The 26078-nt window shown below is 67.8% G+C and carries 21 protein-coding genes; 10 read left to right on the plus strand and 11 right to left on the minus strand.

What is annotated here, in order from left to right:
- The first annotated feature begins 63 nt into the window (after nt 1-63).
- The 3 genes from lspA to dnaE all read left to right on the plus strand — a co-directional run bounded on the left by lspA (nt 64) and on the right by dnaE (nt 5231).
- Complete coding sequence (gene lspA / locus V6S67_RS06590) at nt 64-618, plus strand: signal peptidase II (RefSeq protein ID WP_442884858.1); 555 nt, start codon at nt 64-66, stop codon at nt 616-618.
- The gene (locus tag V6S67_RS06595) at nt 608-1543 is read left to right on the plus strand and encodes an RluA family pseudouridine synthase (protein WP_334209477.1); all 936 of its coding nucleotides are present in this window, start codon (nt 608-610) and stop codon (nt 1541-1543) included. Before lspA ends, V6S67_RS06595 begins: the two co-directional genes overlap by 11 nt.
- 148 nt (nt 1544-1691) lie before the next feature.
- Complete coding sequence (gene dnaE, locus V6S67_RS06600; RefSeq protein WP_334209478.1) at nt 1692-5231, plus strand: DNA polymerase III subunit alpha; 3540 nt, start codon at nt 1692-1694, stop codon at nt 5229-5231.
- 93 nt (nt 5232-5324) lie between these two features.
- On the opposite strand, the gene V6S67_RS06605 is transcribed toward dnaE, so the two are convergent.
- Nucleotides 5325-5855 (minus strand): flavin reductase family protein, encoded by a 531-nt coding sequence (locus tag V6S67_RS06605; RefSeq protein ID WP_334209479.1) that lies wholly within the window; start codon nt 5853-5855, stop codon nt 5325-5327.
- Nucleotides 5856-6024: 169 nt separating this feature from the next.
- Between V6S67_RS06605 and V6S67_RS06610 the strand changes: the two genes are divergently transcribed.
- The 3 genes from V6S67_RS06610 to nrdR all read left to right on the plus strand — a co-directional run bounded on the left by V6S67_RS06610 (nt 6025) and on the right by nrdR (nt 8587).
- Nucleotides 6025-6552, plus strand: a complete 528-nt coding sequence (locus tag V6S67_RS06610; RefSeq protein ID WP_334209480.1) for a hypothetical protein — start codon at nt 6025-6027, stop codon at nt 6550-6552.
- Nucleotides 6553-6615: 63 nt separating this feature from the next.
- Complete coding sequence (gene hisD / locus V6S67_RS06615) at nt 6616-7980, plus strand: histidinol dehydrogenase (RefSeq protein WP_334209481.1); 1365 nt, start codon at nt 6616-6618, stop codon at nt 7978-7980.
- Nucleotides 7981-8089: 109 nt separating this feature from the next.
- Nucleotides 8090-8587: a transcriptional regulator NrdR gene (gene nrdR, locus V6S67_RS06620; RefSeq protein WP_104049785.1), complete on the plus strand. Its 498-nt coding sequence runs from the start codon at nt 8090-8092 to the stop codon at nt 8585-8587.
- A gap of 222 nt (nt 8588-8809) precedes the next feature.
- On the opposite strand, the gene ppgK is transcribed toward nrdR, so the two are convergent.
- Both ppgK and map read right to left on the minus strand, forming a co-directional pair.
- A complete protein-coding gene (ppgK, locus tag V6S67_RS06625) occupies nt 8810-9622 on the minus strand; it encodes a polyphosphate--glucose phosphotransferase (protein WP_334209482.1) in 813 nt (270 codons plus the stop codon).
- 145 nt (nt 9623-9767) lie between these two features.
- On the minus strand, nt 9768-10646 hold the full coding sequence (map, locus tag V6S67_RS06630) for a type I methionyl aminopeptidase (protein ID WP_334209483.1): 879 nt from the start codon (nt 10644-10646) through the stop codon (nt 9768-9770).
- 95 nt (nt 10647-10741) lie between these two features.
- Between map and V6S67_RS06635 the strand changes: the two genes are divergently transcribed.
- Nucleotides 10742-10903 carry an SPOR domain-containing protein gene (locus tag V6S67_RS06635; protein ID WP_334209484.1) on the plus strand — a complete coding sequence of 54 codons (162 nt, stop codon included), beginning with the start codon at nt 10742-10744 and terminating at the stop codon, nt 10901-10903.
- Between the two features lie 18 nt (nt 10904-10921).
- Here V6S67_RS06635 and panB read toward each other — a convergent pair whose 3' ends face one another.
- Complete coding sequence (gene panB, locus V6S67_RS06640; RefSeq protein ID WP_334209485.1) at nt 10922-11803, minus strand: 3-methyl-2-oxobutanoate hydroxymethyltransferase; 882 nt, start codon at nt 11801-11803, stop codon at nt 10922-10924.
- Between the two features lie 317 nt (nt 11804-12120).
- Between panB and glnA (V6S67_RS06645) the strand changes: the two genes are divergently transcribed.
- Both glnA (V6S67_RS06645) and V6S67_RS06650 read left to right on the plus strand, forming a co-directional pair.
- Entirely contained in the window at nt 12121-13461 is a 1341-nt protein-coding gene (glnA, locus tag V6S67_RS06645; RefSeq protein ID WP_334211548.1) for a type I glutamate--ammonia ligase, read from the plus strand.
- A gap of 49 nt (nt 13462-13510) precedes the next feature.
- Nucleotides 13511-16519: a bifunctional [glutamine synthetase] adenylyltransferase/[glutamine synthetase]-adenylyl-L-tyrosine phosphorylase gene (locus V6S67_RS06650; protein ID WP_334209486.1), complete on the plus strand. Its 3009-nt coding sequence runs from the start codon at nt 13511-13513 to the stop codon at nt 16517-16519.
- 256 nt (nt 16520-16775) lie between these two features.
- Here the strand turns inward: V6S67_RS06650 and V6S67_RS06655 are convergent, their stop codons facing one another.
- The 4 genes from V6S67_RS06655 to glnA (V6S67_RS06670) all read right to left on the minus strand — a co-directional run bounded on the left by V6S67_RS06655 (nt 16776) and on the right by glnA (V6S67_RS06670) (nt 22691).
- Nucleotides 16776-18005 (minus strand): hypothetical protein, encoded by a 1230-nt coding sequence (locus V6S67_RS06655; protein WP_334209487.1) that lies wholly within the window; start codon nt 18003-18005, stop codon nt 16776-16778.
- Nucleotides 18006-19368: 1363 nt separating this feature from the next.
- Nucleotides 19369-20262, minus strand: coding sequence for a DUF3037 domain-containing protein (locus V6S67_RS06660; RefSeq protein ID WP_334209488.1), 894 nt, complete (start codon nt 20260-20262; stop codon nt 19369-19371).
- A 24-nt stretch (nt 20263-20286) separates the two neighbouring features.
- Entirely contained in the window at nt 20287-21057 is a 771-nt protein-coding gene (locus tag V6S67_RS06665) for a HipA family kinase (RefSeq protein WP_334209489.1), read from the minus strand.
- Nucleotides 21058-21266: 209 nt separating this feature from the next.
- Complete coding sequence (glnA, locus tag V6S67_RS06670; RefSeq protein ID WP_334209490.1) at nt 21267-22691, minus strand: type I glutamate--ammonia ligase; 1425 nt, start codon at nt 22689-22691, stop codon at nt 21267-21269.
- Nucleotides 22692-22943: 252 nt separating this feature from the next.
- On the opposite strand from glnA (V6S67_RS06670), the gene V6S67_RS06675 reads away from it, so the two are divergent.
- The gene (locus tag V6S67_RS06675; protein ID WP_334209491.1) at nt 22944-23381 is read left to right on the plus strand and encodes an RDD family protein; all 438 of its coding nucleotides are present in this window, start codon (nt 22944-22946) and stop codon (nt 23379-23381) included.
- Nucleotides 23382-23499: 118 nt separating this feature from the next.
- On the opposite strand, the gene V6S67_RS06680 is transcribed toward V6S67_RS06675, so the two are convergent.
- The 3 genes from V6S67_RS06680 to lipB form a co-directional block, all read right to left on the minus strand.
- Nucleotides 23500-24249, minus strand: coding sequence for a DUF4191 domain-containing protein (locus V6S67_RS06680; RefSeq protein ID WP_334209492.1), 750 nt, complete (start codon nt 24247-24249; stop codon nt 23500-23502).
- Between the two features lie 94 nt (nt 24250-24343).
- On the minus strand, nt 24344-25345 hold the full coding sequence (gene lipA / locus V6S67_RS06685; RefSeq protein ID WP_334209493.1) for a lipoyl synthase: 1002 nt from the start codon (nt 25343-25345) through the stop codon (nt 24344-24346).
- Complete coding sequence (lipB, locus tag V6S67_RS06690) at nt 25342-26076, minus strand: lipoyl(octanoyl) transferase LipB (protein ID WP_334209494.1); 735 nt, start codon at nt 26074-26076, stop codon at nt 25342-25344. Before lipB ends, lipA begins: the two co-directional genes overlap by 4 nt.
- Nucleotides 26077-26078: the final 2 nt, after the last annotated feature.

Consider the following 26078-nt stretch of genomic DNA (forward strand, 5'->3'; position numbering starts at 1 on the left):
ACCGTGAACGAGCACCAGCCACCCGATCCCGCCACCGCAGGGGACCCTGCCCACGCCCGGAGGATCCCCGTGCAGTACGGCGCGGTCATGCTGCTGTGCACCCTCGTCGCCTACATCCTCGACCAGCTCACCAAGTGGTGGGTCGTCGCGACGATGAGCGAGGGACAGATCACGCCGGTCCTGCCACCCCTGCTGCACTGGCGCTTCATCCGCAACCCCGGCGCCGCGTTCTCCATCGGCACCGACTACACGTGGGTGTTCACGATCGTGATGGTCGTGGTCGCCGTCGCCATCGTGCTCCAGGTCCGGAAAATCGCGTCGTGGGGCTGGGCCGTGGCCCTCGGCCTCGTCCTCGGCGGCGCCCTCGGCAACCTCACCGACCGGCTCTTCCGGGAACCGTCCTTCGGGCAGGGCCACGTGGTGGACTTCATCGCCCTGCCGAACTTCGCCATCTTCAACATCGCCGACTCCGCCGTCGTGAGCGGGGTGGTGCTCATCTGCATCCTGACCCTGCGCGGCATCGGCATGGACGGCACGCGTGGCACCGACGAGCCGGCCGACGCGCCGGGAGACGACGCACGTCCCACAGGTGGGGAGCGGGGCGACGATGACCGCTGAGCACCAGCGGATCGCGATCCCCGACGCCGGGTCCGGGAGCCGCGTCGACGCCGCCCTCGCCCGGCTGCTCGACGTCTCCCGTTCGGCGGTGGCCCAGTGGTGCGCCGACGGGCGGGTGCTGCGCGACGGCGCGCCCCTCGCCAAGTCGGACCGCGTGCACGCCGGGGACGTCCTCGACGTCGACGTCCCGGACCCCGGGGACAAGCACCGCATCATCCCCGAGGCCGTCGACGGCATGGGGATCCTGCTCGACGACGAGGACTTCGTCGTCGTCGACAAGCCCGTGGGCGTCGCCGCCCACCCGTCGCCGGGCTGGGTCGGCCCGACCGTCGTCGGCGCCCTCGCGGCCGCCGGCTACCGTATCTCGACCTCCGGTGCGCCGGAGCGCGTGGGGATCGTCCACCGGCTCGACGTCGGGACGTCCGGGGCGATGGTGGTCGCCAAGACCGAACCCGCCTACACGGCCCTCAAGCGCGCCTTCAAGGAGCGCACGGTCGACAAGGTCTACCACGCGGTGGTGCAGGGGCTGCCCGAGCCGCTCAAGGGGACCATCGACGCACCCATCGGCCGCCATCCCCACCACGAGTGGCGCTTCGCGGTCATGGAGGGCGGCCGGGACTCCGTGACGCACTACGAGGTGCTCGAGGCCTTCGGCCGGGCGAGCCTCGTGGAGGTGCACCTCGAGACCGGCAGGACGCACCAGATCCGCGTGCACTTCTCCGCGCTCCGCCACCCCTGCGCCGGCGACCTCACCTACGGAGCCGATCCCCGGCTCGCCGCGGAACTCGGCCTCACGCGGCAGTGGCTCCACGCCCACCGCCTGGGCTTCGCGCACCCGCGCACGAACGAGCCCGTCAGCGTCACGAGTCCCTACCCGGTGGACCTGGCGTACGCGGTCACGGCGCTCTCCCGGGGCCTCGTCTGAGCCGTCCGGCCGGCCTCGCCCGACACGCCGGGCACGCCGCACCGGTGCGGTCCGACCCGCCCGAGGGGGTCCGCCCGACACGCCGGTCCGACCTCGGACGGGGGTCCCGGCGGCCGCCGGAGGGGCAGGGCAGCACTAGACTTGGCGGGTGGCTACTCCTGCATCGACAGACTCGTTCGTCCATCTCCACAACCACACCGAGTACTCGATGCTCGATGGCGCGGCCCGGCTGACGGACCTGTTCAGCCACACCGAGGAACTCGGGATGAACGCCCTGGCGACGACGGACCACGGCTTCGTGTTCGGTGCCTTCGACTTCTGGAGCAAGGCCAGGAGCGCCGGGATCAAGCCGATCATCGGCGTGGAGGCCTATCTCACCCCGGGCACCGCGCGCGGGGACCGCACGCGCGTGCAGTGGGGCGGCGGCGGGCGTGACGACGTCTCCGGTGCCGGCGCCTACACCCACATGACGCTGTGGTCGGAGACCACCGAGGGCATGCACAACCTCTTCCGGATGTCCTCGCTGGCCTCCCTCGAGGGCTACCTGTACAAGCCCCGCATGGACCGTGACCTCCTGCAGACTTACGGCAAGGGCCTGATCGCGACGACCGGCTGCCCATCCGGTGAGGTGCAGACGAAGCTCCGGCTCGGCCTCTACGACGAGGCGCGGCAGGCGGCGTCGGACTTCCGCGACATCTTCGGCGCGGAGAACTACTTCTGCGAGCTGATGGACCACGGCCTCGACATCGAGCGCAACGTCAAGGCCGACCTCATCCGGCTCGCGAAGGAGCTCGGCCTGCCGCTCGTGGCCACCAACGACCTGCACTACACGCACGCCGAGGACTCCAAGGCCCACGCGGCGCTGCTCTGCGTGCAGTCCGGCTCCACCCTGGCCGATCCGAAGCGGTTCAAGTTCGACGCCGACGAGTTCTACCTCAAGTCGCCCGCCGAGATGCGGGCCATCTTCCGCGACTACCCGGAGGCCTGCGACAACACGCTGCTCATCGCCGAGCGGTGCGACGTCGAGTTCAACACCAAGGCGAACTACATGCCGCGCTTCCCGGTCCCAGAGGGCGAGAACGAGCAGTCCTGGTTCGTGAAGGAGGTCGAGACGGGCCTGCAGTACCGGTACCCGGGCGGCGTGCCCGACGACGTGCGGAAGCAGGCGGAGTTTGAGGTCGGCGTCATCACGCAGATGGGCTTCCCCGGCTACTTCCTCGTCGTCGCCGACTTCATCAACTGGGCCAAGAACAACGGCATCCGCGTCGGTCCCGGCCGCGGTTCCGGTGCCGGGTCGATGGTGGCGTACGCGATGCGCATCACCGACCTCGACCCACTCAAGCACGGGCTGATCTTCGAGCGCTTCCTCAACCCCGAGCGCGTGTCCATGCCCGACTTCGACGTCGATTTCGATGATCGCCGCCGCGCCGAGGTCATCCGCTACGTGACGGAGAAGTACGGCGACGAGCGCGTGGCCATGATCGTCACCTACGGCACCATCAAGGCCAAGCAGGCCCTCAAGGACTCCTCGCGCGTCATGGGCTACCCGTTCTCCACGGGGGAACGGCTCACAAAGGCCATGCCGCCGGACGTCATGGGCAAGGGCCTCGCCCTGGCGGACGTGCACAACAAGGACGCCAAGCGCTACTCGGAGGCCGAGGAGCTGCGCGAGCTCCTGAAGACCGATGCGGACTCCGAGAAGGTCTTCGAGACGGCCCTCGGCCTCGAGGGCCTGAAGCGCCAGTGGGGCGTGCACGCGGCGGGCGTCATCATGTCCTCGGACCCGCTGATCGACATCATCCCGATCATGCGCCGCGAGCAGGACGGCCAGATCATCACGCAGTTCGACTACCCCACCTGCGAGGGCCTCGGCCTGATCAAGATGGACTTCCTCGGCCTGCGGAACCTGACGATCATCACGGACGCCGTCGAGAACATCAAGGCCAACAAGGACACCGACCTCGTCCTCGAGACCCTCGAACTCGACGACAGGGAGTCCTACGAGCTGCTGGCGCGCGGCGACACCCTCGGCGTGTTCCAGCTCGACGGCGGGCCCATGCGATCACTGCTGAAGCTCATGCGACCCGACAACTTCGAGGACATCTCCGCCGTCCTCGCGCTGTACCGGCCGGGTCCCATGGGTGTGAACTCGCACACGAACTACGCCCTGCGCAAGAACGGCCTGCAGGACATCGAGCCGATCCACCCGGAGCTCGAGGGACCCCTCGAGGAGATCCTCGGCGGGACCTACGGGCTGATCGTCTACCAGGAGCAGGTGATGAGCGCCGCGCAGAAGCTGGCGAACTTCACGCTCGGCCAGGCGGACATGCTGCGCCGTGCGATGGGCAAGAAGAAGAAGTCGGAGCTGGACAAGCAGCAGGCGGACTTCTTCGCGGGCATGAAGGCCAACGGCTACTCCCAGGCCGCCATGGACAAGCTGTGGACCGTGCTGGAGTCCTTCTCGGACTACGCGTTCAACAAGGCCCACACCGCCGCCTACGGCCTCGTGTCCTACTGGACCGCGTACCTGAAGGCGCACTACCCCGCCGAGTACATGGCGGCCCTGCTCACCAGCGTCGGCGACGACAAGGACAAGCTGGCCATCTACCTCAACGAGTGCCGCCGCATGGGCATCACGGTGCTCCCGCCGGACGTCAACGAGTCCAGCGTGAACTTCACCCCGGTCGGCAAGGACATCCGCTTCGGCATGGGCGCCATCCGCAACGTGGGCGCGAACGTCGTCGGGGCCATGGTGGGTGCGCGCGAGGAGAAGGGCGCGTTCACCTCGTTCAGCGACTTCCTGCAGAAGGTCCCCGCCGTCGTCTGCAACAAGCGGACCATCGAATCGCTCATCAAAGCCGGCGCGTTCGACTCCCTCCGGCATCCGCGGCGGGCGCTGGCGATGATCCACGAGGAGGCCGTGGACTCCGTGATCGTGCTGAAGCGCAACGAGGCGGCGAACCAGTTCGACCTCTTCAGCGCGTTCGACGACGCGGGCGGCTCCGTGGGCGGCCTGTCCGTCGAGGTGCCGGACCTGCCCGAGTGGGACAAGAAGGACAAGCTGTCCTTCGAACGCGACATGCTCGGCCTCTACGTCTCGGACCACCCGCTGCAGGGGCTCGAGGGCATCCTCGGCCAGCACGCCGACTCGTCCATCCCGTCAATTATCAGCGAGGAGGGTCCGGCGGACGGCGCGATCGTCACGATCGCCGGCATGATCACGTCCCTGCAGCGTCGGATCGCGAAGAACAGCGGCAACGCCTACGCGCGGGCGGAGGTCGAGGACCTCTCAGGGTCCATGGAGGTCATGTTCTTCGGCCAGGTCTACGGGCCCATCTCCGCGGTGCTCGCGGAGGACCTGATCGTGGTGGTCCGCGGGCGCCTGCAGCGCAGGGACGACGGCGCCGTGATGCTCAACGCCCAGGAGCTGACGGTCCCCGACCTCAGCGAGGGGCATTCGGGGCCCGTGGTCATCTCGATGCTGCAGCACAAGGCCACGGAGACGGCGGTCACGGCGCTCGGCGACGTCCTGCGGACCCACCCCGGGACCAGCGAGGTGCTCATCCGGCTCAACGGCTCGCGCAAGGTCGAGGTGATGAAGCTCGGCGTCGACCTGCGGGTCAATCCGACGCCGGGGCTCTTCGGCGACCTGAAGGTGCTGCTCGGTCCTGCCTGCCTCGACGCCTGACGGGACCCGGCGCGGCCGGGTCGGATGACCCGGCCGGGCGCTGCGACGACGCGGCCGGGTCGATGACCCGGCCGGGCGAGATGACGCAGCCGGTCAGATGACGTAGTCGGTGGCGGCCGGTGTCCCGTAGCTGCCGCCGTGATAGAGCAGGGGTGCGCCGTCGGGGCCGATGCTGCCCGCCACCACCTCGGCGACGACGACGGCGTTGTTCTCGAAGGACAGGCGCATGCTGATGCGGCCGACGAGCCAGCCGGCCACGTCCTTCAGGATCGGCACGCCCTCCGGGCCCGGCTCCCAGTGGTCGCCGGTGAACCGGTCCTTCGTCCGGGCGAACCGGTTGGCGAGCCCCTCGTTCTCGGTGCTGAGCATGTGGACGCCGACGTAGTTCGTGTTCGCGACCGCGGGCCACGAGGAGGACGTCCTCGCCATGTTGAAGGTGAAGCGCGGAGGGTCCGCGGACAGCGAGGCCACCGAGGTGGCGGTGAAGCCGAAGGGGACGCCGTCGTAGGTCACCGTGAGGATGGAGACGCCCGCCGCATGGCGCCGGAAGACCTCCCGGAAGGACTCGCCGTGCAGCGGGGGAGGCGGGAGCGGGCCCGCCGGTGCGGTGCTGGGGTGGGTCACGGGAATCCTCCAGGAGGTGTCGGCAGCAGCAGGATGAGCAGCAGGATGAGCAGCGGGGTCGGGATCGCGGGCGGGTGGGTGGAAGGAGCGGCGGCGGATGCCGCAGCCGCGGATCCTTCCACCCTAGGCGCGGTCCCCGGGCGCCGGAGGGTTTGTTAATGTAGAAGTCATGCGCGCCAGCCAGAAGCCGGACACCGGATCGAGCAAGTATCCGCCGCCGGTCTACGCCGTCGCCGAGGACCGGCGGGCCGTGCCCCCGGCCGGCGTCCTCTGGTGGCTCGGCTCCACGATCCTGCTCGGCGCCTTCCTGGGCGCCGCCTGGTGGCTCCTCGCTCCGACCGGGCGCCTGTTCGGCGACCCGGTGGTCACCGCGGACTGGGTGCTCCGGGACCTCACCCTCGCCGGGCTGGAACTCGCCGCGGGGATCGCCGTCGGCACCGTCGTCGCGCTCCGGCTGACCCTTCCGGGCATGGTGCCGCGCATCGCGGCCGCCGTGGGCGGATCGATCCTCGGCTCCCTGCTGGCCCTCGGCGTCGGCGAGGGCCTCGCCTTCCTCTTCGGACCCCACGGACGCGACGGGGTGCCCGGCTCCTTTTTCATGCTGCAGTCCTACGGCGCCCTGGCGATCTGGCCCGGTGTCGCGGCGATCATCATCTTCGTCACGGCCCTCGTGGGGCTCGCCCGCCGCCGGACCTGACCTCGCCGCCCGGGAATCCCCGTGCCCGCACTGCGGCCGCGCGGCTCCCGGTAGACTTCCCGGGTGACTTCAGCGCCCGAGACCTCCTCCTTCGTCAGCTTCCGGACCATCGACCTGCGAGGCCGCGCGCTGTCCCCCCGTGAGCTGCGGGAGGCCATGCCGCGCGCCGAGGGCAGCGCGTCGTCCTCGGAGGCCGCCGTCCAGGCCATCATCGACGACGTCCGCACCCGCGGCTTCGGGGCGCTGAGGGACCTCGCCCGGCGGTTCGACGGCGTGGAGCAGGACCACCCACGCGTCCCTGCCGAGGTCATCGCTGCGGCCGTGGCGGGACTCGACGGCGACGTGCGCGCCGCGCTCGAGGAGGCCATCCGGCGGGCCCGGATCTTCGCCCGTGCGCAGGTGCCCGCCGACGTGCAGGTGGACATCGCTGACGGCGCCCGCCTCACCCACAAGTGGATCGCCGTGGACCGCGTCGGGCTCTACGTGCCCGGTGGGCTCGCCGTCTACCCGTCGTCCGTCGTGATGAACGTGGTCCCGGCGCAGGCCGCCGGTGTCCGCTCCATCGCCCTCGCGTCCCCGCCGCAGAAAGAGTTCGGCGGCTGGCCGCACCCCGTGATCCTCGCGGCGGCCTCCATGCTCGGCATCACCGAGGTGTACGCCATGGGCGGTGCCCAGGCCGTCGCGGCCCTCGCCCACGGCGTCCCCGACAGCGCGGGGCCCGGCACGGGGATCGACCCTGTGACCGTCATCACCGGGCCGGGCAACGTCTTCGTGGCGACGGCCAAGCGCCTGGTCCGCGGTCAGGTGGGGATCGACTCCGAGGCCGGCACCACCGAGATCGCCGTCCTGGCCGATGCGACCGCCGACGCCGACCTCGTGGCGGCCGACCTCGTGAGCCAGGCCGAGCACGACCCCCAGGCGGCCTCGGTGCTCGTGACCGACTCCGAGGACCTCGCCCGCGCCGTGGTCGCGGCGCTGCAGCCACGCGCCGCCGCCACCCGCCACGCCGACCGCGTGCGGACGGCGCTCTCCGGTCCGCAGTCCGGGGTGATCCTCGTCGAGGACATCGACCACGGCATCGCCGTGTGCGACGCCTACGCGGCGGAGCACCTGGAGATCCAGACGGCCGACGCCGGCGCCGTGGCGGCGCGGATCCGCAACGCGGGTGCCATCTTCGTCGGTGCGTACAGCCCTGTGAGCCTCGGTGACTACTGCGCCGGATCCAACCACGTGCTGCCGACCGGCGGCACCGCGTCCTTCGCCTCCGGCCTCAACGTCACCACGTTCCTGCGCGCCGTGCAGCTCGTGGACTACGACCGCGCCGCGCTGGCGGACGTGTCCTCCTCGATCCTCGCCCTGTCCGCCGCCGAGGATCTCCCCGCCCACGGCGAGGCCGTCTCGGCCCGCTTCGGAGGTCAGACCGCCTGACCGGCTCTTTCGGCCGCCGGAACACAACATCTGGTAATTACAGTGTTGTTCTTTCACCACATCTAGTTCTAGACTGGGCGTAACGGTTGCCGAGCAGGAAGGGGGGCGCATGTACTGCCCGTACTGCCGCAACCCCGACTCCCGCGTGGTGGACAGCCGTCTCGGCGACGACGGGTCGGCGATCCGCAGACGCCGTCAGTGCCCCGAGTGCGGCCGCAGGTTCAGCACGGTGGAGACCACGAGCCTGAGCGTGATCAAGCGCTCGGGCGCGGGGGAGCCGTTCAGCCGCTCAAAGATCATCAACGGCGTCCGGAAGGCCTGCCAGGGCCGTCCGGTCACCGAGGACGACCTCGCGCTGCTGGCCCAGGAGGTCGAGGAGAACGTCCGTGCCAGCGGTGTCGCCGAGATCGACGCCCACGAGGTGGGGCTCGCCATCCTCGGACCGCTGCGGAAGCTCGACCAGATCGCCTACCTGCGCTTCGCCAGCGTCTATCAGGGCTTCGAATCGCTCGAGGACTTCGAGGCGGCCATCGACACCCTGCGGGAGCAGGCCCAGGAGAACGAGCGCGTCCCGAGCGGAGCGCAACGGCCCCTGACGGCGCGGTAGCGCCCATGAGACCCCGGTGGTGGCTGCGGAGGGGAAGCCGACGCCACCACCGGTTCCACGTCCGCCCCTGACGGCAGGACGGCAGCAGACGCAGGAAGCCCGGTACGGAGTGGCTCCGTACCGGGCTTCCTGCTGTGCGGGATCGATCCCTGGCTGGGCGCTCCTGCCCGGGTCCCCGTCGTCGGGTCCTGTGTTCAGGTACCCGTCGTCAGGTCCCCGTGCTCAGGCCTTGGACGTGAAGAGCAGCGCCGCCTGCAGCGCCCCGCCGACGATCCCCGCGTGGTTCCGGAGCTCCGCCGGGATGATCGGGGTGCGCAGCTCGAGCAAGGGCAGGTACTCGCTGCTGCGCTTCGAGATGCCGCCGCCCACGATGAACAGCTCGGGGGAGAAGAGGAACTCCACGTGCGAGAAGTAGCGCTGCAGGCGCACGGCGTACTCGTCCCAGCCGATGCCGTCGCGTTCGCGCGCCACGGCCGACGCCTTCGTCTCGGCGTCGTGCCCGTCGATCTCCAGGTGGCCGAGCTCCGCGTTCGGGACCAGCCTGCCGTCGAAGATGAACGCGGAGCCGATGCCCGTCCCGAGGGTGATGACCAGCACCGTGCCCATCTTGCCCTTGCCCGCGCCGTAGCGGACCTCGGCGAGCCCGGCGGCGTCGGCGTCGTTGATCACGTGCACGTCGCGGCCGAGGACCTTCGTGAACAGGGCGTCGACGTCGGTGTCCACCCAGCTCTTGTCCACGTTCGCCGCCGACCGCGCGACACCGTGCTGGATGATGGCCGGGAACGTGACACCGACGGGGACGTCGGCGGCCGGTCCGCCCGGTCGGGAGGACAGCTCGGCCACGATCTGCGCGACGACGTCGGCGACCGCCTCCGGTGTGGCCGGCTGGGGTGTGGGGATGCGGTACCGCTCACCGACGATGACACCCTTCTCGAGGTCGACGATGCCGCCCTTGATGCCGGTGCCACCGATGTCGACACCGATGACTGTTGCGGGGAGCTTCTTCGATTTCTTCTTGTCGGTGTCCTTGGCCATGATTCTCCGTCGAAGTGGGGCCGGCGCGAGCCGGAAGGGGGCAGGGTTCGGGTGGCGTGCGGGCGGTACGGGCACTGCGGGCAGTCATCGGTCGGTCATCGGGCAGGCGGGCAGTCGTCGGGCGGGGTCCGCGGGCGGAGCTGCGCTAGGGCAGGGTCAGGATCTCCGCACCGCGGTCGGTGACAACGAGTGTGTGCTCGAACTGCGCTGTCCTCTTCCGGTCCTTCGTGACGACGGTCCAGTCGTCCGCCCACATGGTCCAGTCGATGGTGCCGAGCGTCAGCATCGGTTCGATGGTGAAGACCATGCCCGGTTCGATGACGCGGTTGTAGGCGGGGGCGGCGTCGTAGTGCGGGATGATCAGGCCCGTGTGGAACGCTTCTCCGACGCCGTGCCCGGTGAAGTCACGGACAACACCATAACCGAAGCGCTTCGCGTAGGACTCGATGGTGCGCCCGATGACGTTGATCTCCCGGCCGGGCGCCACCGCGCGGATGGCCCGGTTCAGCGACTCCCGGGTGCGCTCGACGAGGAGGCGGGACTCCTCGTCGACGTCGCCGATGCAGAACGTGTAGTTCGTGTCGCCGTGCACCCCGTCCTTGTAGGCGGTGATGTCGATGTTCAGGATGTCCCCGTCCTGGACCACCGTGGTGTCCGGGATGCCGTGGCAGATGACCTCGTTGAGGGACGAGCACAGCGACTTGGGGAAGCCGCGGTAGCCCAGCGTCGACGGGTACGCGCCGTGGTCGAGCAGGAACTCGTGGCCGATCCGGTCGAGCTCGTCGGTGGTGACCCCGGGCGTCGCATGGCGGCCCACCTCCACGATGGCCTGCGCGGCGATCCGGCCGGCCGCCCGGATCTTCTCGATGGTCTCGGGCGTCTTCACCTCCGATCCGGTGAACGGCGCCGGGGCCTTGCGGCCCACGTACTCGGGCCGGGCGATGCCCGGGGGAACAGGGCGGCGGGGCGAGACCGTGCCGGGTGTCAGCGTCCCGACGGGGGCCGTGGCGGAGGACTGGGGCATACCCTTGATCCTATAGCGGGCCCGGGGGGACGGAGACGAGGTGTCGTCCTGATCCCCGGCTGACAGGCCGCGCATCCCTGATCTAGGAGGTCGCCATGACGGAGTACTGGTACAACGTGCGGACGCACGAGGTCGAGGAGGACCGCCAGTCCGACTGGTCGCAGCTGATCGGGCCCTACGCCACCCGCGAGGAGGCGGAGAAGGCACTCGAGAAGGTCCAGCAGCGCAACGACGCCTGGGACAAGGAGGACGACTAGCCCCGGCGGACGGACACCCTAGAAGGTGTGTTCGGGCCCTGGGAAGGTGCCTGCGCGGACATCGTCCGCATAGGCACGGGCCGCGTCGGCGAGGACGGACCGGACGTCGGCGTACTGCTTGACGAACCGCGCCTGCCGTCCGCCGCGAAGGCCCGCCATGTCCTGCCAGACGAGGACCTGCCCCGTGGTGGCCGGACCGGCACCGATGCCGATGGTCGGCACCGGGACGGCGGCGTCGACCGCGGCGGCCGTCGCGGCGGGGACCATCTCCATGAGCACGGAGAACGCACCGGCGTCCGCGAGGGCCACGGCGTCGTCGACGATCCGCTGCGACGCGTCCCCGCGGCCCTGCACCCGGTACCCGCCGAGCGCGTGCTCGCTCTGCGGGGTGAACCCGATGTGCGCCATGACGGGGATCCCGGCGCGGACGAGGGCGCGCACGGTGTCCGCGTAGTCGGCCCCGCCCTCCATCTTCACCGCATGCACGAGGCCCTCCTTGAGGAGCCTCACCGACGATTCCACGGCCTGCTGCGGTGACACCTCGTAGCTTCCGAAGGGCAGGTCGGCGACGACGAGCGCCCGCTTCGCGGCCCGGCTCACCGCACGGCTGAAGAGGATCATCTCGTCGAGCGTGATGGGCAGGGTGGTGGCGTGCCCGAGGACGTTGTTCGCCGCCGAGTCGCCGACGAGGAGCACCTCGATGCCGGCCTCGTCGAACACCTGCGCCGCGTACTGGTCGTACGCGGTCAGCATCGCGAAGCGCGTGCCCTGCTCCTTGGCCTGCTGCAGGTGGTGGACGCGGATGCGGGTGATCGGTCTCGCGTCGGCCGGCGCGTCCGTGGGAGCCGGTGCGGCGCCCGCCCCCTCGCCGTAGGGTGCTGGCTGTTCGGCGGAAGTCATGCAACGAGACTATCGGACGGCGTCGGCGGCCTGCCGCGTCGCACGGCACCCCGCACGGCACCCCGCACCGGCACCTCGCACCGGCGCCCCTGCTGACGGCGCACATCACGGCGCACATCACGGCGCACGGCACGGCACGCCGGACCAGGAGTGCAGGCGCACCGATCTTCTCCCGCGGGTCAGTAGAGTGATCACGGCAGGCGTCCGCATCCGGGCGCCCCGTGCCGCGGAAGCGGCGGCACCGGACGCGCACGACGTCGGGCGCGGCCCACCGCCTGACCGGGCGGCCGGGCGACGAGGAACGGGAAGAGGTGGTCATGGACCGGCAGCAGGAGTTCGTACTGCGCACCATCGAGGAGCGGGACGTCCGCTACGTGCGGCTGTGGTTCACCGACGTCGTCGGCTCCCTGAAATCCGTGGCACTCGCTCCGGCCGAGGTGGAAGGCGCGTTCGCCGAAGGGCTCGGCTTCGACGGGTCCTCCATCGAGGGGCTCGCCCGCGTGTACGAGTCGGACATGCTGGCCCAGCCGGATCCGTCGACGTTCCAGATCCTCCCGTGGCGCGGGGAGAAGGAACAGACCTCGCGCATGTTCTGCGACATCCTGACGCCCGACGGCCGGCCCTCCACCGCCGATCCGCGCGGCGTCCTCAAGAAGACCCTGGCGAAGGCCGCCGACATGGGCTTCACCTGCTACACGCATCCCGAGATCGAGTTCTACCTCCTCAAGTCCGCCGACCTGGGCGCGGACGGCCAGCCCGTGCCCGTCGACCACGCCGGCTACTTCGACCACGTCCCCGGCGGCGTGGCCCAGGACTTCCGCAGGACCGCCGTGGCGATGCTGGAGTCCGTGGGCATCTCCGTGGAGTTCAGCCACCACGAGGCCGGGCCCGGGCAGAACGAGATCGACCTCCGCTACGCGGACGCGCTGCAGACGGCGGACAACATCATGACGTTCCGCACCATCATCAAGGAGGTCGCCCTGACCTCCGGCAGCTACGCGACCTTCATGCCCAAGCCGTTCTCCGAGCACCCAGGCTCCGGCATGCACACCCACTTCTCCCTCTTCGAAGGGGACACGAACGCGTTCTTCGAGGCCGGGGCCGAGTTCCAGCTGTCGAAGACCGCGCGCCAGTTCATCGCCGGCATCCTGCGTCACGCGCCCGAGTTCACGGCCGTCACGAACCAGTTCGTCAACTCGTTCAAGCGCCTCTGGGGCGGCGGCGAGGCGCCCAGCTACCTCTCCTGGGGCCACAACAACCGCTCCGCCCTGGTGCGCGTGCCGCTCTACAAGCCCAACAAGGGACAGTCCGCACGCATCGAGTACCGCGGCATCGACTCCGCGAGCAACCCCTACCTCGCCTACTCCGTGCTCCTCGGCGCCGGCCTCAAGGGGATCGAGGAGGGCTACGAGCTCCCGCCGGCCGCGGAGGACGACGTGTGGAGCCTGACGGCCGCCGAACGCCGCGCCATGGGCCACGACCCCCTGCCCGCGAGCCTGCACGACGCCATCCGGGTGATGGAGGAATCGGAGCTCGTGGCGGACATCCTCGGGGAGCAGGTCTTCGAGAACTTCCTGCGCAACAAGCGTGCCGAGTGGCACGACTACCGGATCCAGGTGACACCGTACGAACTGCGCAGGAACCTGAACATCCTGTAGTGCCTGCCAGAGCCGGGGACGACGGGGCCGACATGGCTAGGGTTGGGGGATGAGCCTCAACCGCAAGCTGATCAGTTACGGCTTCACGGACCTCGAGAAGAGCCGGCGGTTCCTGGACGCGCCCGAACTGCAGGGGCTGAACGACGACGACCTCTTCGCCGGTCTCGCGGCGGCCGCCGACCCCGGTCTGGCGCTGCAGTCCTTCGTGCGCCTCCTGGCCGGCAGCCGGAAGGCCGTGCTGGCCGTGTTCTCGGACGAGGGTCGGCGGGCGTCGCTGTTCCGGCTCCTCGGGGCGTCGGAGGCGCTCGGCGAGTTCCTCATGCGCCGCCCCGAGCACCTCGACGTGGTGCGGCCGGGTCCCGCGACGCCGGCCGTCGTCGCACCGGAGTACCTCAGGTCCGAGCTGCTGCTCTCGGTCGACGCCGACCCGTCGGAGGACAACCCCGTGGCCGGCGTCACCGGCCCCGACGCCTACCGCAGGCTCCGCGTGGCCTACCGGCGTCACCTGACGGATCTGGCGGTCCGCGACCTCGGCCACTGCGCGCCGGTGGACTACCTGCCCGTCGTCGCCCGCGAGCTGGCCGACCTCGCCACCGCCGCGCTCGAGGCCTCCCTCGCCGTCGCCCGCGCCGAGCTGGGGCAGGTGCACGGGCCCGACGTCGTCGCGCGCGTCCGGCTGGCCGTCATCGCCATGGGCAAGTGTGGCGCGCGCGAGCTCAACTACATCTCCGACGTCGACGTGGTCTACGTGGTGGAGGGGGAGGACCTCGACGACACGAGCGTCACGAGGATCGGGACGGGCCTGGCCTCCGGCATGGCCCGCGGTGTGTACTCCACCGGAGCGGAGCCTGCCCTCTGGGAGGTCGACGCGAACCTCCGCCCCGAGGGCAAGGACGGCCAGCTCGTCCGCACGCTGCAGTCCCACATCTCCTACTACGAGCGCTGGGCGAAGACGTGGGAGTTCCAGGCGCTGCTGAAGGCCCGCGCCGCCGCCGGCGACCCCGGACTCGGCCGCCGGTACGAGGAGGCCATCGCCCCGTTCGTGTGGGCGTCGTCGCAGCGCGAGGGCTTCGTGGAGGCCGTCCGGGCGATGCGGCGCCGCGTCACCGACAACATCCCGCGCGAGGAGGAGGCCCGGCAGCTCAAGCTCGGACCGGGCGGACTGCGCGACGTCGAGTTCACCGTCCAGCTGCTGCAGCTCGTGCACGGCCGGCTGGACGAGTCGCTGCGCATCCGGGACACCGTCACGGCGATCGGCGCGCTCAGCTCCGCAGGGTACATCGGCCGCTCCGACGCCCTCGACCTCGACGACGCGTACCGCTACCTGCGGGTCCTCGAGCACCGCATCCAGCTCGTGCAGATGCGCCGCACACACCTGATGCCGGAGGACGAGAGCGCCCTGCGGGCCCTCGCCCGATCGTCCCAGGGGTGCATGGTCACGGTACGGCCGAGCCCGCAGAGCCTCAACGACACGTGGCAGCGCACCCGGAAGCTCGTCCGGCGGCTCCACGAGTCCATCTTCTACCGGCCCCTGCTCAACAACGCCGCGACGCTGCGGCCCGAGGACGTCCAGCTCACGGCCGAGGCCGCGCAGGCCCGCCTCGCCGCCCTCGGCTATCTCGACCCGCGCGGCGCCATGCGGCACATCGAGGCCCTCACCGGGGGGCTGCGGCGGCGCGCGATGCTGCAGCGGCAGCTCCTGCCCATCCTGCTGGCATGGTTCGCCGACGGCGTCGATCCGGATGCAGGTCTCCTGGGGTTCCGCCGGCTCAGCGAGTCGCTGGGGGAGAGCCACTGGTACCTGGGGATGCTCCGCGATTCGAACGCGGCCGCCGAGCGCCTCTGCGCCGTCCTGTCGAGCAGCCGGTTCATCACCGACCTGCTGGAGGTGTCGCCCGAATCGACGCAGTGGCTCGGCTCCGACGCGGCACTGGTGCCCGGCACGTTCGACGCGCAGTGGCAGGAGATCCAGTCGAAGATGTCCCGGCACCCCGAGCCGGGGGAGGCCATCCGGCTGATCCGGCTCATCCGCCGTCGGGAGCTGCTGCGCATCGCCATCGCCGACAGCTCCCACCTGCTGTCCCAGGCCCAGGTGGGCAAGGCCCTCGCCGATGCCGACCGCGCCGCGATCCTCGGGGCCCTGCACGTCGCCGAGAACCAGGTGCTCGGGCAGGAGGAGCAGCTGACGCACGTCGTCGTCATGGCGATGGGGCGCCAGGGCGGGCGCGAGATCACCTACGGCTCGGATGCCGACGTCATCTACGTCCACCGCCCGTTCCCGGGCGCGGACGAGGCGGCGGCGCAGAAGCAGGCGGAGGCGATCGTGGCACGCCTGGCCGCGCTGCTCACGCAGCCATGCAAACCGCCCGTGCTCGCGGAACGCGTCCTCGAGATCGACGCGGCGCTGCGGCCCGAGGGCAAGCAGGGGGCGATGGTGCGGTCCATCGACTCCTTCCGGGAGTACTACCGGCGCTGGTCGCTCGTGTGGGAGGCGCAGGCGCTGTTGCGGGCTCGTCCGCTCGCGGGCGACGACGGGCTGGCCGCCGAGTTCCTCGAGGTGATCGACCCCGTGCGGTACCCGGAGGAGCTCGGCGAGACGGATGTCCGGGAGATCCGCCGCATCAAGGCCCGCGTGGAGTCCGAGCGGCTCCCGCGCGGCGCGGACCCGTCCCGGCACCTGAAGCTCGGCCGGGGCGCCCTGAGCGACGTCGAGTGGCTCGTGCAACTGCTGCAGCTGCAGCATGCCCGGGCGATCCCGGGCCTGCGCGTGCAGTCCACCCTCGCCGCCCTGGACGTCATCGCCGCGGAGGGACTGCTCCCGGTGGACGACGTCGCCCTGCTCCGCGAGAGCTGGAATCTGGCCACGCGCATCCGGGCGGCGAACGTCATCTGGAGCGGCCGCGGCTCCGACCTCCTGCCGTCGTCGCGGCGGGACCTCGAGGCGGTGGCACGGTGGTGCGGGTACGGGCCGGACAGCGGCTCGGCCCTCGAGGAGGACTACCTCCGCATGACCCGGCGCAGCAGGGGCGTCTTCGAGCGGCACTTCTACGGGTACTAACAAGTCCCCACGCCAACTGTACGTCCGCGGGCCGACCTCCTGCCGCAACACCGGCAGGACACGAGCGGCACGGGCAGGACACGGGCGACACGGGCCGGACACGAGCGACACAGGCAGGACACTAGCGACACGGGCCGGATACGACGACGGCGGCCGTCCCGGGTGGGAGGGCCGCCGTCGTCGGTGGTGCGGTGCCGGATGTGGCTAGACGCCGTAGTAGAGCTCGAACACTCGAGAGATGACGGAGGGGTATTGGCTACTCCTGTTTGCCGTCGCGGTGCCACATCGGGGCAGCTTCCTGAGTGACGATCTCGAACGCGGGTTCAGAGAAATTGCAGTCACGAACAATACAATGCGTGAAATCCTCGTCAGTAGGCCATCGTTTCAAAGCTGTGCTGATCTGGCATTCGATGAACTTTATCTTCAAGAATCCGCTGTACGGTGGCAGTTTTTTGGGGAACTTGAGAAACTCACACCCGAGGAACTCGAGATTCACCTTGCTGGAACTGGTGACAATTAGTGATGTTCCTAAGAATGCGCAGTTCTTAAATAGAAGCCGAGTATCAATGCTCATATTGAGAAGGTTAATTTCGCCGTCTTCGAACCTACAATTAACAAACGATACCGAGCGAAATCGCGAGTGGGCCAAGTTCAAGAAACCACTCGACGAGATAGTGCAATCGGTGATGTAGAAGTCATATCCGTCAGCGAAGGACCTGTATAGATTCAGATCTGCATCGAGAAGGAGGCTGTCCAACGTGCGGCCGTTGAGATTTGCTTCACTAAGATCGATCGTCATTTCGGTCCACCGAGTCTCATCGATGAGCCCGTACGCAAGGCGAGCTGTAGCTACCTGCCAAACGGCTTGGCGCAAAGAGTGGCTTGAGTCCTCGCCGTCACTGCGCAACGCTACCTCTTCACTCAACATTCGGAAGTATGCAGCGAGCACTTCGACGCAAGTTTGACGATCCGTTTCGGATCTCTCGCGGCCCCAGTCATCACTTAAGGTTGCCAAAGCGTAAATACCGGCTAGGCGTACAGCAATTGCGCTTGACCCGAGTTGTTCGGCAGCTGCGGTGTACCGCGACCGGAGTTCGGCAACTCTAGTGTCTCGGTGACGCAGGAGTTCCAATTGATGCTGTTGGTTGCCCAATTGGAGGGCCTCTGCGGAGGTCACTTGAGCCGCAGCTGCAGTCCGTTGTGCTTCGGAACTAATGCGTTGAGTAACTTCCATGGTGCGTTGTCTGCGGTAGGAAAGCAGAAGTGTTACTCCAACGCCTAAAGCGGCCGCCGCCGTGACCGCGTTCCTGATGATGCCAAATTGCTCATCTTGGGACAGTGGCGTCGGCGCTGTCCATGGCGTGGCGTTTCCTGTGGAATATGCAGCGAAGACGTAGATGAGCAGCCCGATGAGGACGAGGGTGCCAAAGAAGCCGATCACCAACAGCAGCCAAAGTTTGGCGGGTTCCTTCTCATCAAGCTTCACAGGGGTAACTCTATCGAGGCACTGGAAGCACCAAAGACGCCACCTGTGGGGGGCGGAGGCCTTCTTGAACTAGATACACTCATGCGCTGTGCAACCAGCACACCCCATGATGGGCGTCGAATAGCGCTTTTCACGCAAAGTCGCCGGAATCGTTGAACATTCTGCTCAAGCGAGTCCGTCTAGAGTGCTTCTTCCGTCGGTTTCGCTCCCGGTCTACGGGGTAGGCCCAAAGCTCGGCGTCTTCTGGTGGTGCGTTGGTTCGGAGGTTTCATTGGCATTCCCAGCAGCCGTCTGGATCAAGAAGAGGGCTGATGGGCGCTGGCGGGTCCGGTACCGAGATGCTGCTGGTGAAGAACACGCGCGGCACTTTCCTCGGAAAGTAGACGGGCAGCGGTGGCTCGATGAGGTTACGACGTCTGTCGTGACAGGCATGTACGTTGACCCGAAGACCGCCAAGACGACGGTGGCAACTGGTGCGTGACTTGGCTGCGCGGGTACGAGAACAAGCGTCCATCGACGGTGAAGCAGGCGCGGTCTCACCTCAAGCACATCACCGCGGCGTTCGGCAGCAAGGCCTTCGGCGATCTGCGCCCCTCAGAGATGCGCGCTTGAATAGCGAGACTGAAGGCCGAGTGGTATGCGGATTCGACGGTCTACGCGGCACATGCACGGCTGTCACACATCTTCGCGGACGCCGTCCACGACGGGTTGGTGCCGAAGATCCAGTTAGCCGGCGCACGTATCCTAGCGCTGGCAAGCAGCGGGCCTACGTGGCAACCACCGATCAGGTGTGGGCACTCCACGACGCAATGCCGGAAAGCTTGCGGCCAGCGATTCTCTTGGCGGCTTTCGCGGGCCTACGCGTGGCAGAGGTAGCAGCGCTGCGCGTGGTTGTCGTCGACTTCATGCGCGGCATCATCACGCCTCGGATTTAATACCAGGCGGAACCGCTGAAGACAGAGATGTCGCGAACGCCAATTTCGATCCCGCGAGAACCCCCTTCAGCTCAATCACGATCCGACCAAGTGGTAGTGGACACTATCGTCACGGGGGGGTGGGGACGCTCCGTCGCTCCGTACACGATTGAAACGAATCTCGGGCGGGTCGCGTCGAGATTGAAGGGCTGCCCGAGGGGTTCCGGTTTTACGACCTGCGCCACTACTTCGCATCGCTGCTCATCGCCTCCGGCCTCGACGTGAAGGTGGTTCAGACACGGCTCCGTCACTCGTCGGCCAAGACAACTTTAAACACATACAGGCACATCTGGCCTGACAAGGACGATTCGTCGAGACACGCCGTCGCAAGCGCCTTAAGAGGCGACTTGAAAGCGTTCGAGCAGGACAGCGCTGTCAGTTCAAGTGCATCAAGCGACGAGGCTCCGTGCCTCAAGCGCGAACCGGTGAATGTCCGCGGACGTGAAGTCCTGCACGCCAAGCTCGCGCCAAGACTCGCGTGCGATGTCAAGCTGCATCTTTTGATCGTTTGTCTGAGGTTCGTCGTGAACTACTCGGATGGGAACATTTTGATCAATACGGAGGAAGCGCCCCGATTTGCCCATCTCAAGCTGACCCCCTCTTCCTCTCAGCCGATTAACGACATGGCTCCAAGCTGACACTTCTTGATTGACGTTTTCTAAGTCCTTGCGGGTGAAGGAAACGACCTGAGTCATTTGACGCACGCGATCTTCACCTAGCGCTAAATCAAAGCGCTTCACTTGCATGCCAATCTGAATTCGCGGGTTCCGCTGCACAATGTCACGATCGAGTTCAGGGATCTGAGCAAACTCATCACCGATTCGCTTAAGAAGTCGTGTCCGTGCCTGTGTTCGCGTCGTCGTCGGGTTCTCACGAACGAGCAATCGATAAAGCCGGTCAGCAGCGGACGCGGCATCCAAAGTATGTACTGGTCGAGCCTCCGAGATCTGCACGCTGTTGTTGAGGCGGGCCGCCATATGGGCAACAATCCCTGAATTCATGGACATCTCAGTGAAGGACCTAGATCTACTGCGTTCTAGCAAGGGCGAGATTCGATTCAGGTCGCCCTCACCATTGGCATGGCTAACGGCAAGCCGCAGCTCTTCCAACCAGTGCCGTGCTTGACGTGCATCTCCGCCGAGCCGGCTCGCCCTGGTAAATGAGTCGACGGTGCGAAGGGCCCAGTCTTTTCCGTCCATCCCGACGAGTACGCCTATGTTCACAAACTCACCGCGAACAGCGTTGGGGACATAGCGGATAAGCCAGTACTGGTAGCCGGTCACTATCTTGTCCCCTTCCGTGCGTCGCTAAACATTGAACGCATGTCTCATTAGCCTGTCGAAGAGAGCAGGCCGCCGAGCATCGAGCCATTCCACGATGTGGCCTAAGTCTTCCTCCGAGACACCCCATTCTATGGGTACGCTGGCCACCGCCGCGGCGATGTCGTCTACTCGAAGATCGCGGATTCGACTCGCGACCTCGACGAAGGCGGGAGCTGACATGCCGCGTACTGGTCCAGTCCACGAGTTGGCAAGACCTACCTGGCGCTGCAGATCGCTTGGTGTCCACAGCCCGCCGCCTCCTAGCCAGTAGCCGTGGTCAAAGGACCAGACCTCGTGGTCTGCTCCAAGGTCGTAGAGCCACTGCTCGTCTTCGCCTGCGCACCACTCCCAGAGCGCAATGAAGCGGGGTTGTCGCTCGGCGTTGTGGTCACGTTTGACGTACTCGAGGACGTCGCGCTCAAGGGGGTGGGATTCCAGGTGAAGACTCGCGTGAGCAACTCCAGGCCGTACCCGTAGGCCTTCACCGTAGGGCCAGCCGTCCATGGTCTGCGGTATATCCACTAGAGTCACGGGGCGCACGGGCGCCCCGATCAGGAAGCCGATGTGTGCGACAACCTGCTCCGCGATAAGCGAGGTGAGTCCATGAGGGTTGCCCAGCGGCTTGACCCAATAGGTGTTGTCATCCTCGGCCAAAGCTAGGAACGGCCGGCTTCCTGCATCAGAAGTCTGAATTGGCGCGACCAAAGTTGTAGTTGCGCGGCCGCGAGTATGCGAACCGAGTAACTGCGCGCTCAACTTACCCCCATGCGATTGTGCGGATTCAGTACGTGCCTCCGCGAGACCTGAAGACGGCTGTCTGTTGAAGAAGTGTAGCGGTTCACAAGCCCCCTAACTGATGGAACTGAGAAGGCCCCTTCCACAGCCGGAAGGGGCCTTCTCGCTCAGTAAACAAGTGATCCCGCGGACTGTCTGCGGACTAAGCCCGCTATTAGCCCGTGATCTAGCTAGACGCCGTAGTACAGCTCGAACTCGTACGGGTTCGGGCGCAGCGAGAGCGGCTTGATCTCCATCTCGCGCTTGTACTCGATCCACGTGTCGATCAGGTCCTGGGTGAACACGTCACCGGCCTGCAGGAACTCGTTGTCCGCCTCGAGGGCCTGGAGCGCCTCCTCGAGGGAGCCCGGAGCCTTCTGGATGTCCTTGGCCTCCTCGGCGGGCAGCTCGTAGAGGTCCTTGTCGATGGGCTCGGCGGGCTCGATGCGGTTGCGGATGCCGTCGAGGCCCGCCATGAGCTGCGCGGCGAACGCGAGGTACGGGTTCGACGACGGGTCCGGTGCGCGGAACTCGATGCGCTTGGCCTTCGGGTTCGAGCCCGTGATGGGGATGCGGATGCCGGCGGAGCGGTTGCCCTGCGAGTACACCATGTTGACCGGCGCCTCGAAGCCCTTGACCAGGCGGCGGTAGGAGTTCACGGTCGGGTTGGTGAAGGCGAGGACCGCCGAGGCGTGCTTGAGCAGGCCGCCGATGTACCAGCGGGCGGTGTCCGACAGTCCCGCGTAGCCGCGCTCGTCGTAGAACAGCGGCTGACCGCCGGCCCACAGCGACTGGTGGCAGTGCATGCCGGACCCGTTCTCACCGAACACGGGCTTCGGCATGAAGGTGGCCGTCTTGCCCCAGGCGTCGGAGACGTTCTTCACGATGTACTTGAACTTCTGCAGGTCGTCCGCGGCGTGCGTCATCGTCGTGAACTTGTAGTTGATCTCGGCCTGGCCGGCGCCGCCGACCTCGTGGTGCGACCGCTCGACCTCGAGGCCGGCCTTGTCCAGCTCCACGCAGATGGCGTCGCGGAGGTCGGCCTGCTTGTCCACGGGGGAGACCGGGAAGTAGCCGCCCTTGAAGGGCGTCTTGTTGCCCAGGTTGCCGCCCACTTCCTCGCGGCCACTGTTCCAGGGGGCCTCGATGGAGTCGACCTTGTAGAAGCTGCCCTGCGGGGAGGACTCGTACTGCACGTTGTCGAAGATGAAGAACTCGGCCTCGGGCGCGAAGAACGCGGTGTCGGCGATGCCGGTCGAGGACAGGTAGGCCTCGGCCCGTTCGGCGACGCTGCGGGGGTCGCGGTGGTAGGGGTCGCCCGTGCGCGGGTTGACGATCGAGAAGTTCAGCGCGAGGGTCTTCTCGGTACGGAACGGGTCGATGAACGCCGTCGTCACGTCCGGGATGAGCTGCATGTCGGATTCCGCGATGCCCTGGAAGCCTCGGATCGAGGACCCGTCGAAGAGCTGGCCGTGCACGAAGAAGTCCGCGTCGACCGACTTCGCAGGGACGTTGAAGTGCTGCTGCACCCCCGGAAGATCGGTGAACCGGACATCGACGAACCGGATGTCTTCGTCGGCAATGAATGTGAGGACCTCGTCCGCATTCTTGAACATCGAATCATGCTCCTATCGCATGGCTGGTGAAAGACCCGGCGCCAGCGCGTATCCCTGCTCCGCACGGTGGTCTCGAGCTCTGACAGGTGGAACGCTGCCGCCGACTCGTCCCCACTGTAGGAGCGGGCAGTTTCTCGCTGGTGTCGCCTTTGTTTCGGGGACGTTACGTGAGAAGGACTGCTCTCTCCACCCTAGCGCGTCCCGGCGGGCGGAGGCATAATGCGCGCCCGTCCCTGCCGGTACGCTGGAGGGGTGGTGAACAGGAATGACGTGGGCTCGTGGATGGAAGGCCCGCCGCCGTCGGGCGGCCAGGACTGGCCCGGCCAGCGGCTCGGTCGGCCCGCCGCGGGGCCGGGATCCCTGGCGAGGTTCGGGCCCCGGGCGGGCGCGCTCCTCATCGACTGGCTCATCTGCTCCCTGATCTCCGCTGCCTTCTTCGGCTACGACGGCTTCGCGACCCTGTCGATCTTCCTCGTGGAACAGGTGTTGTTCGTGGGGTTCTTCGGGTACAGCATCGGGCACCGGTTCCTGCGGATGCAGGTGCAGACGCTCGACGGCCGGCCGGCCGGGTTCCTCACGGCCCTCATCCGCAGCGTCCTCCTGTGCCTCGTCATCCCCCCGCTCGTCATCGACGCCGATCAGCGCGGCCTCCACGACCGGGCGCGCGGCACGGGCCTCTTCCGCATCTAGGCGCACGCACCCGGACACGGAACGAGCCCCTCCCGACATGGGAGGGGCTCGTCGTACGTCCGGGCGGGAGAGGGCCATCCGAGATGGTGCAGGCGGATGGCGGCTCGGCTCCGCGGGCTCAGCGTCCGCGCATGGCCTTACGGTCCGGGCGGGCCTTGAAGGGATCGACGCCCTTCGGGATCGGGAGCTTGGTGCCGAGCGCGCTCAGACGCTTGTCGACGGCCTGGACCTCCTGCTTCGTCAGCGTCTTCTTGAGCTTCTGCACGGCCTTCGGCACCTTGGCGAGCGGGACCTGGCGGTCGTCACGGCCCGTCTCGATGACGTGGACGGGGACGTTCGGGATGATGCGCGCCATCTTGCGCCTCTCCCCGTCGATCAGCTGCTTCACGCGCGACGACGGTCCCTCGGAGACGAGGATGACGCCGGGCCGACCGATGACCCTGAACAGCGCGTCCTGCGTGCGCGGGTTCACGGCCACGGGCTGCTCCTGCAGGATCCAGCCGCGGCGCAGCACGCTGAGCGCAGCGCCGGCGGCGCCCGGCTTACCCTCGATCTGGGAGAACGCAGCGCGTTCCGCCCTCCGGGACAGGATGAAGATCGCCGCGAGGAACGCGAGCGGGATCGCGATGATCATCAGGGTGATGACGTTGTCGATCAGCAGACCGATCAGCAGGCCCAGGGCGATGATGCCGATGAACGCCAGCAGCATGAACCAGACGGCGCTCGGATCGTTGCGCCGGGTCATCTGGAAGACCTCGGCGATCTGCTTCATCCGGCCGGGCTTCTTCGGCCCCTTCCCTGCTTTCGGCTTGCGCGAGAAAAGCCGGCGTCTGGGCGGGGGACCTGAAGGATCGATCGTGTGCGACATAGTGCTTCGATTCTACGGGATAGCTGAAGCACGCCCTCCGGTCCGGACGGACGACGGCGCGCCCTGCCGTCGTCCGCCTGCCACCTGCCCTGGCTCAGCCCGCGAGGAGGGAGGATGCCTCCTGGGAGGCCGATCCGGAGTCGTCGAGGTGCGCGAGCTCCGACGGGAGCTCGAGGCCCTTCTTCCGCATGGCGCGGGCCCAGAGGCGGCCGGCACGGTAGGAGGAGCGCACGAGGGGGCCGCTCATGACGCCGAGGAAGCCGATCTCCTCCGCCTCCTCGCTGAGCTCGACGAACTCGCCGGGCTTCACCCAGCGGTCCACGGGGAGGTGGCGCTCGCTCGGCCGGAGGTACTGCGTGATCGTGATGAGGTCGCACCCTGCCGCGTACAGGTCCCGCAGGGCCTCCGAGATCTCCTCGCGCGTCTCGCCCATCCCGAGGATCAGGTTGGACTTCGTGACCATCCCGAGGTCGCGGCCCTGCGTGATCACGTCGAGCGAGCGGTCGTAGCGGAACGCGGGGCGGATGCGCTTGAAGATGCGCGGCACCGTCTCGACGTTGTGCGCGAAGACCTCCGGGGCGGCGTCGCAGATCGCCGCGATGTGCTCCGGGCGCCCGGAGAAGTCGGGGATGAGGATCTCCACGCCGGTGCCCGGGTTCATGCTGTGGATCTGGCGGATGGTCTCCGCGTACAGCCAGACGCCCTCGTCGGGGAGATCGTCCCGGGCGACACCGGTGACGGTCGCGTAGCGCAGGTTCATGGACCGGACGGACTGGGCCACCTTGAAGGGCTCGCTCCTGTCCAGCGGCTGCGGCTTGCCGGTGTCGATCTGGCAGAAGTCGCAGCGCCTCGTGCACTCGGAGCCGCCGATGAGGAAGGTCGCTTCGCGGTCCTCCCAGCACTCGAAGATGTTGGGGCAGCCCGCTTCCTCGCAGACGGTGTGCAGCCCCTCCTTCTTGACGAGGTTCTTCATGGCCACGAACTCGGGGCCGATGTTGACCTTCGCCTTGATCCAGTCCGGCTTGCGCTCCACCGGTGTCTCGGCATTGCGCGCCTCGATGCGCAGCAGGCGGCGACCCTCGGGTGCAAGGCTCACAGTAAGGCTCCTTCTGACGGGGTGTGCTGGGCCGGGCCGGTCTGGCCGGCGTCGGTACCTGCCCGGGGCGCGTCGGTCCCGACGCCGCCCACGAGCACTGCCTCATTCTCGCGCAGTCCCGCCTCGATCAGCGACACGAGCTCATCCGGCGTCACCGTCCGTCCGCACTCGGCGGAGATGGAGGTCACGCCGGCGTCGCTGATGCCGCACGGCACGATCTGCCGGAACGGGGCCAGGTCGTTGCTGCAGTTGACCGCGAAACCATGCATCGTGACGCGGTCCTTCACCCGGATGCCGATCGCCGCGATCTTCCGGGCGGGCCGGACGCCGTCCGCGGCGAGCCATACGCCGGACCGGCCGTCGATCCGGATGCCGTCGATGTCGAAGCGGCGCAGCGCGACGATGATGATCTCCTCGAGGGTGTGGACGTACTCGGCGACGCGCGCAGGATCGCGGAGGGCGAGGATCGGATAGCCCACCAGCTGTCCCGGCCCGTGCCAGGTCAGCTTCCCTCCGCGGTCCACGGGCACGACGGGGGTCCCGTCGAAGGGCCGTTCGTGGTCCTCGGTGCGTTTGCCCGCCGTGTAGACGGCGGTGTGTTCGAGGAGGAGCACGGTGCTGGGCGCGGAACCGAGGACCACCTGCTCGTGCAGGGACTTCTGCATCTCCCAGCCCTGCGTGTACTCGACGAAGTCCGGAGCGAGGCCGACGCGCGACAGCACAAGAGTCATGG

Source organism: Arthrobacter sp. Soc17.1.1.1 (genome assembly GCF_036867195.1).
Classification (GTDB): Bacteria; Actinomycetota; Actinomycetes; order Actinomycetales; family Micrococcaceae; genus Arthrobacter_D.

What these genes read in the sequence shown, in the direction of transcription:
- V6S67_RS06650 (WP_334209486.1), top strand. Translation starts at nt 13,511, where the DNA reads ATGAGCCTCAACCGCAAGCTGATCAGTTACGGCTTCACGGACCTCGAG.
- ppgK (WP_334209482.1), bottom strand. Translation starts at nt 9,622, where the DNA reads ATGGCCAAGGACACCGACAAGAAGAAATCGAAGAAGCTCCCCGCAACA.
- map (WP_334209483.1), bottom strand. Translation starts at nt 10,646, where the DNA reads ATGCCCCAGTCCTCCGCCACGGCCCCCGTCGGGACGCTGACACCCGGC.
- glnA (WP_334211548.1), top strand. Translation starts at nt 12,121, where the DNA reads ATGGACCGGCAGCAGGAGTTCGTACTGCGCACCATCGAGGAGCGGGAC.
- glnA (WP_334209490.1), bottom strand. Translation starts at nt 22,691, where the DNA reads ATGTTCAAGAATGCGGACGAGGTCCTCACATTCATTGCCGACGAAGAC.
- panB (WP_334209485.1), bottom strand. Translation starts at nt 11,803, where the DNA reads ATGACTTCCGCCGAACAGCCAGCACCCTACGGCGAGGGGGCGGGCGCC.
- nrdR (WP_104049785.1), top strand. Translation starts at nt 8,090, where the DNA reads ATGTACTGCCCGTACTGCCGCAACCCCGACTCCCGCGTGGTGGACAGC.
- V6S67_RS06635 (WP_334209484.1), top strand. Translation starts at nt 10,742, where the DNA reads ATGACGGAGTACTGGTACAACGTGCGGACGCACGAGGTCGAGGAGGAC.
- V6S67_RS06610 (WP_334209480.1), top strand. Translation starts at nt 6,025, where the DNA reads ATGCGCGCCAGCCAGAAGCCGGACACCGGATCGAGCAAGTATCCGCCG.
- lipB (WP_334209494.1), bottom strand. Translation starts at nt 26,076, where the DNA reads ATGACTCTTGTGCTGTCGCGCGTCGGCCTCGCTCCGGACTTCGTCGAG.
- V6S67_RS06680 (WP_334209492.1), bottom strand. Translation starts at nt 24,249, where the DNA reads ATGTCGCACACGATCGATCCTTCAGGTCCCCCGCCCAGACGCCGGCTT.
- V6S67_RS06595 (WP_334209477.1), top strand. Translation starts at nt 608, where the DNA reads ATGACCGCTGAGCACCAGCGGATCGCGATCCCCGACGCCGGGTCCGGG.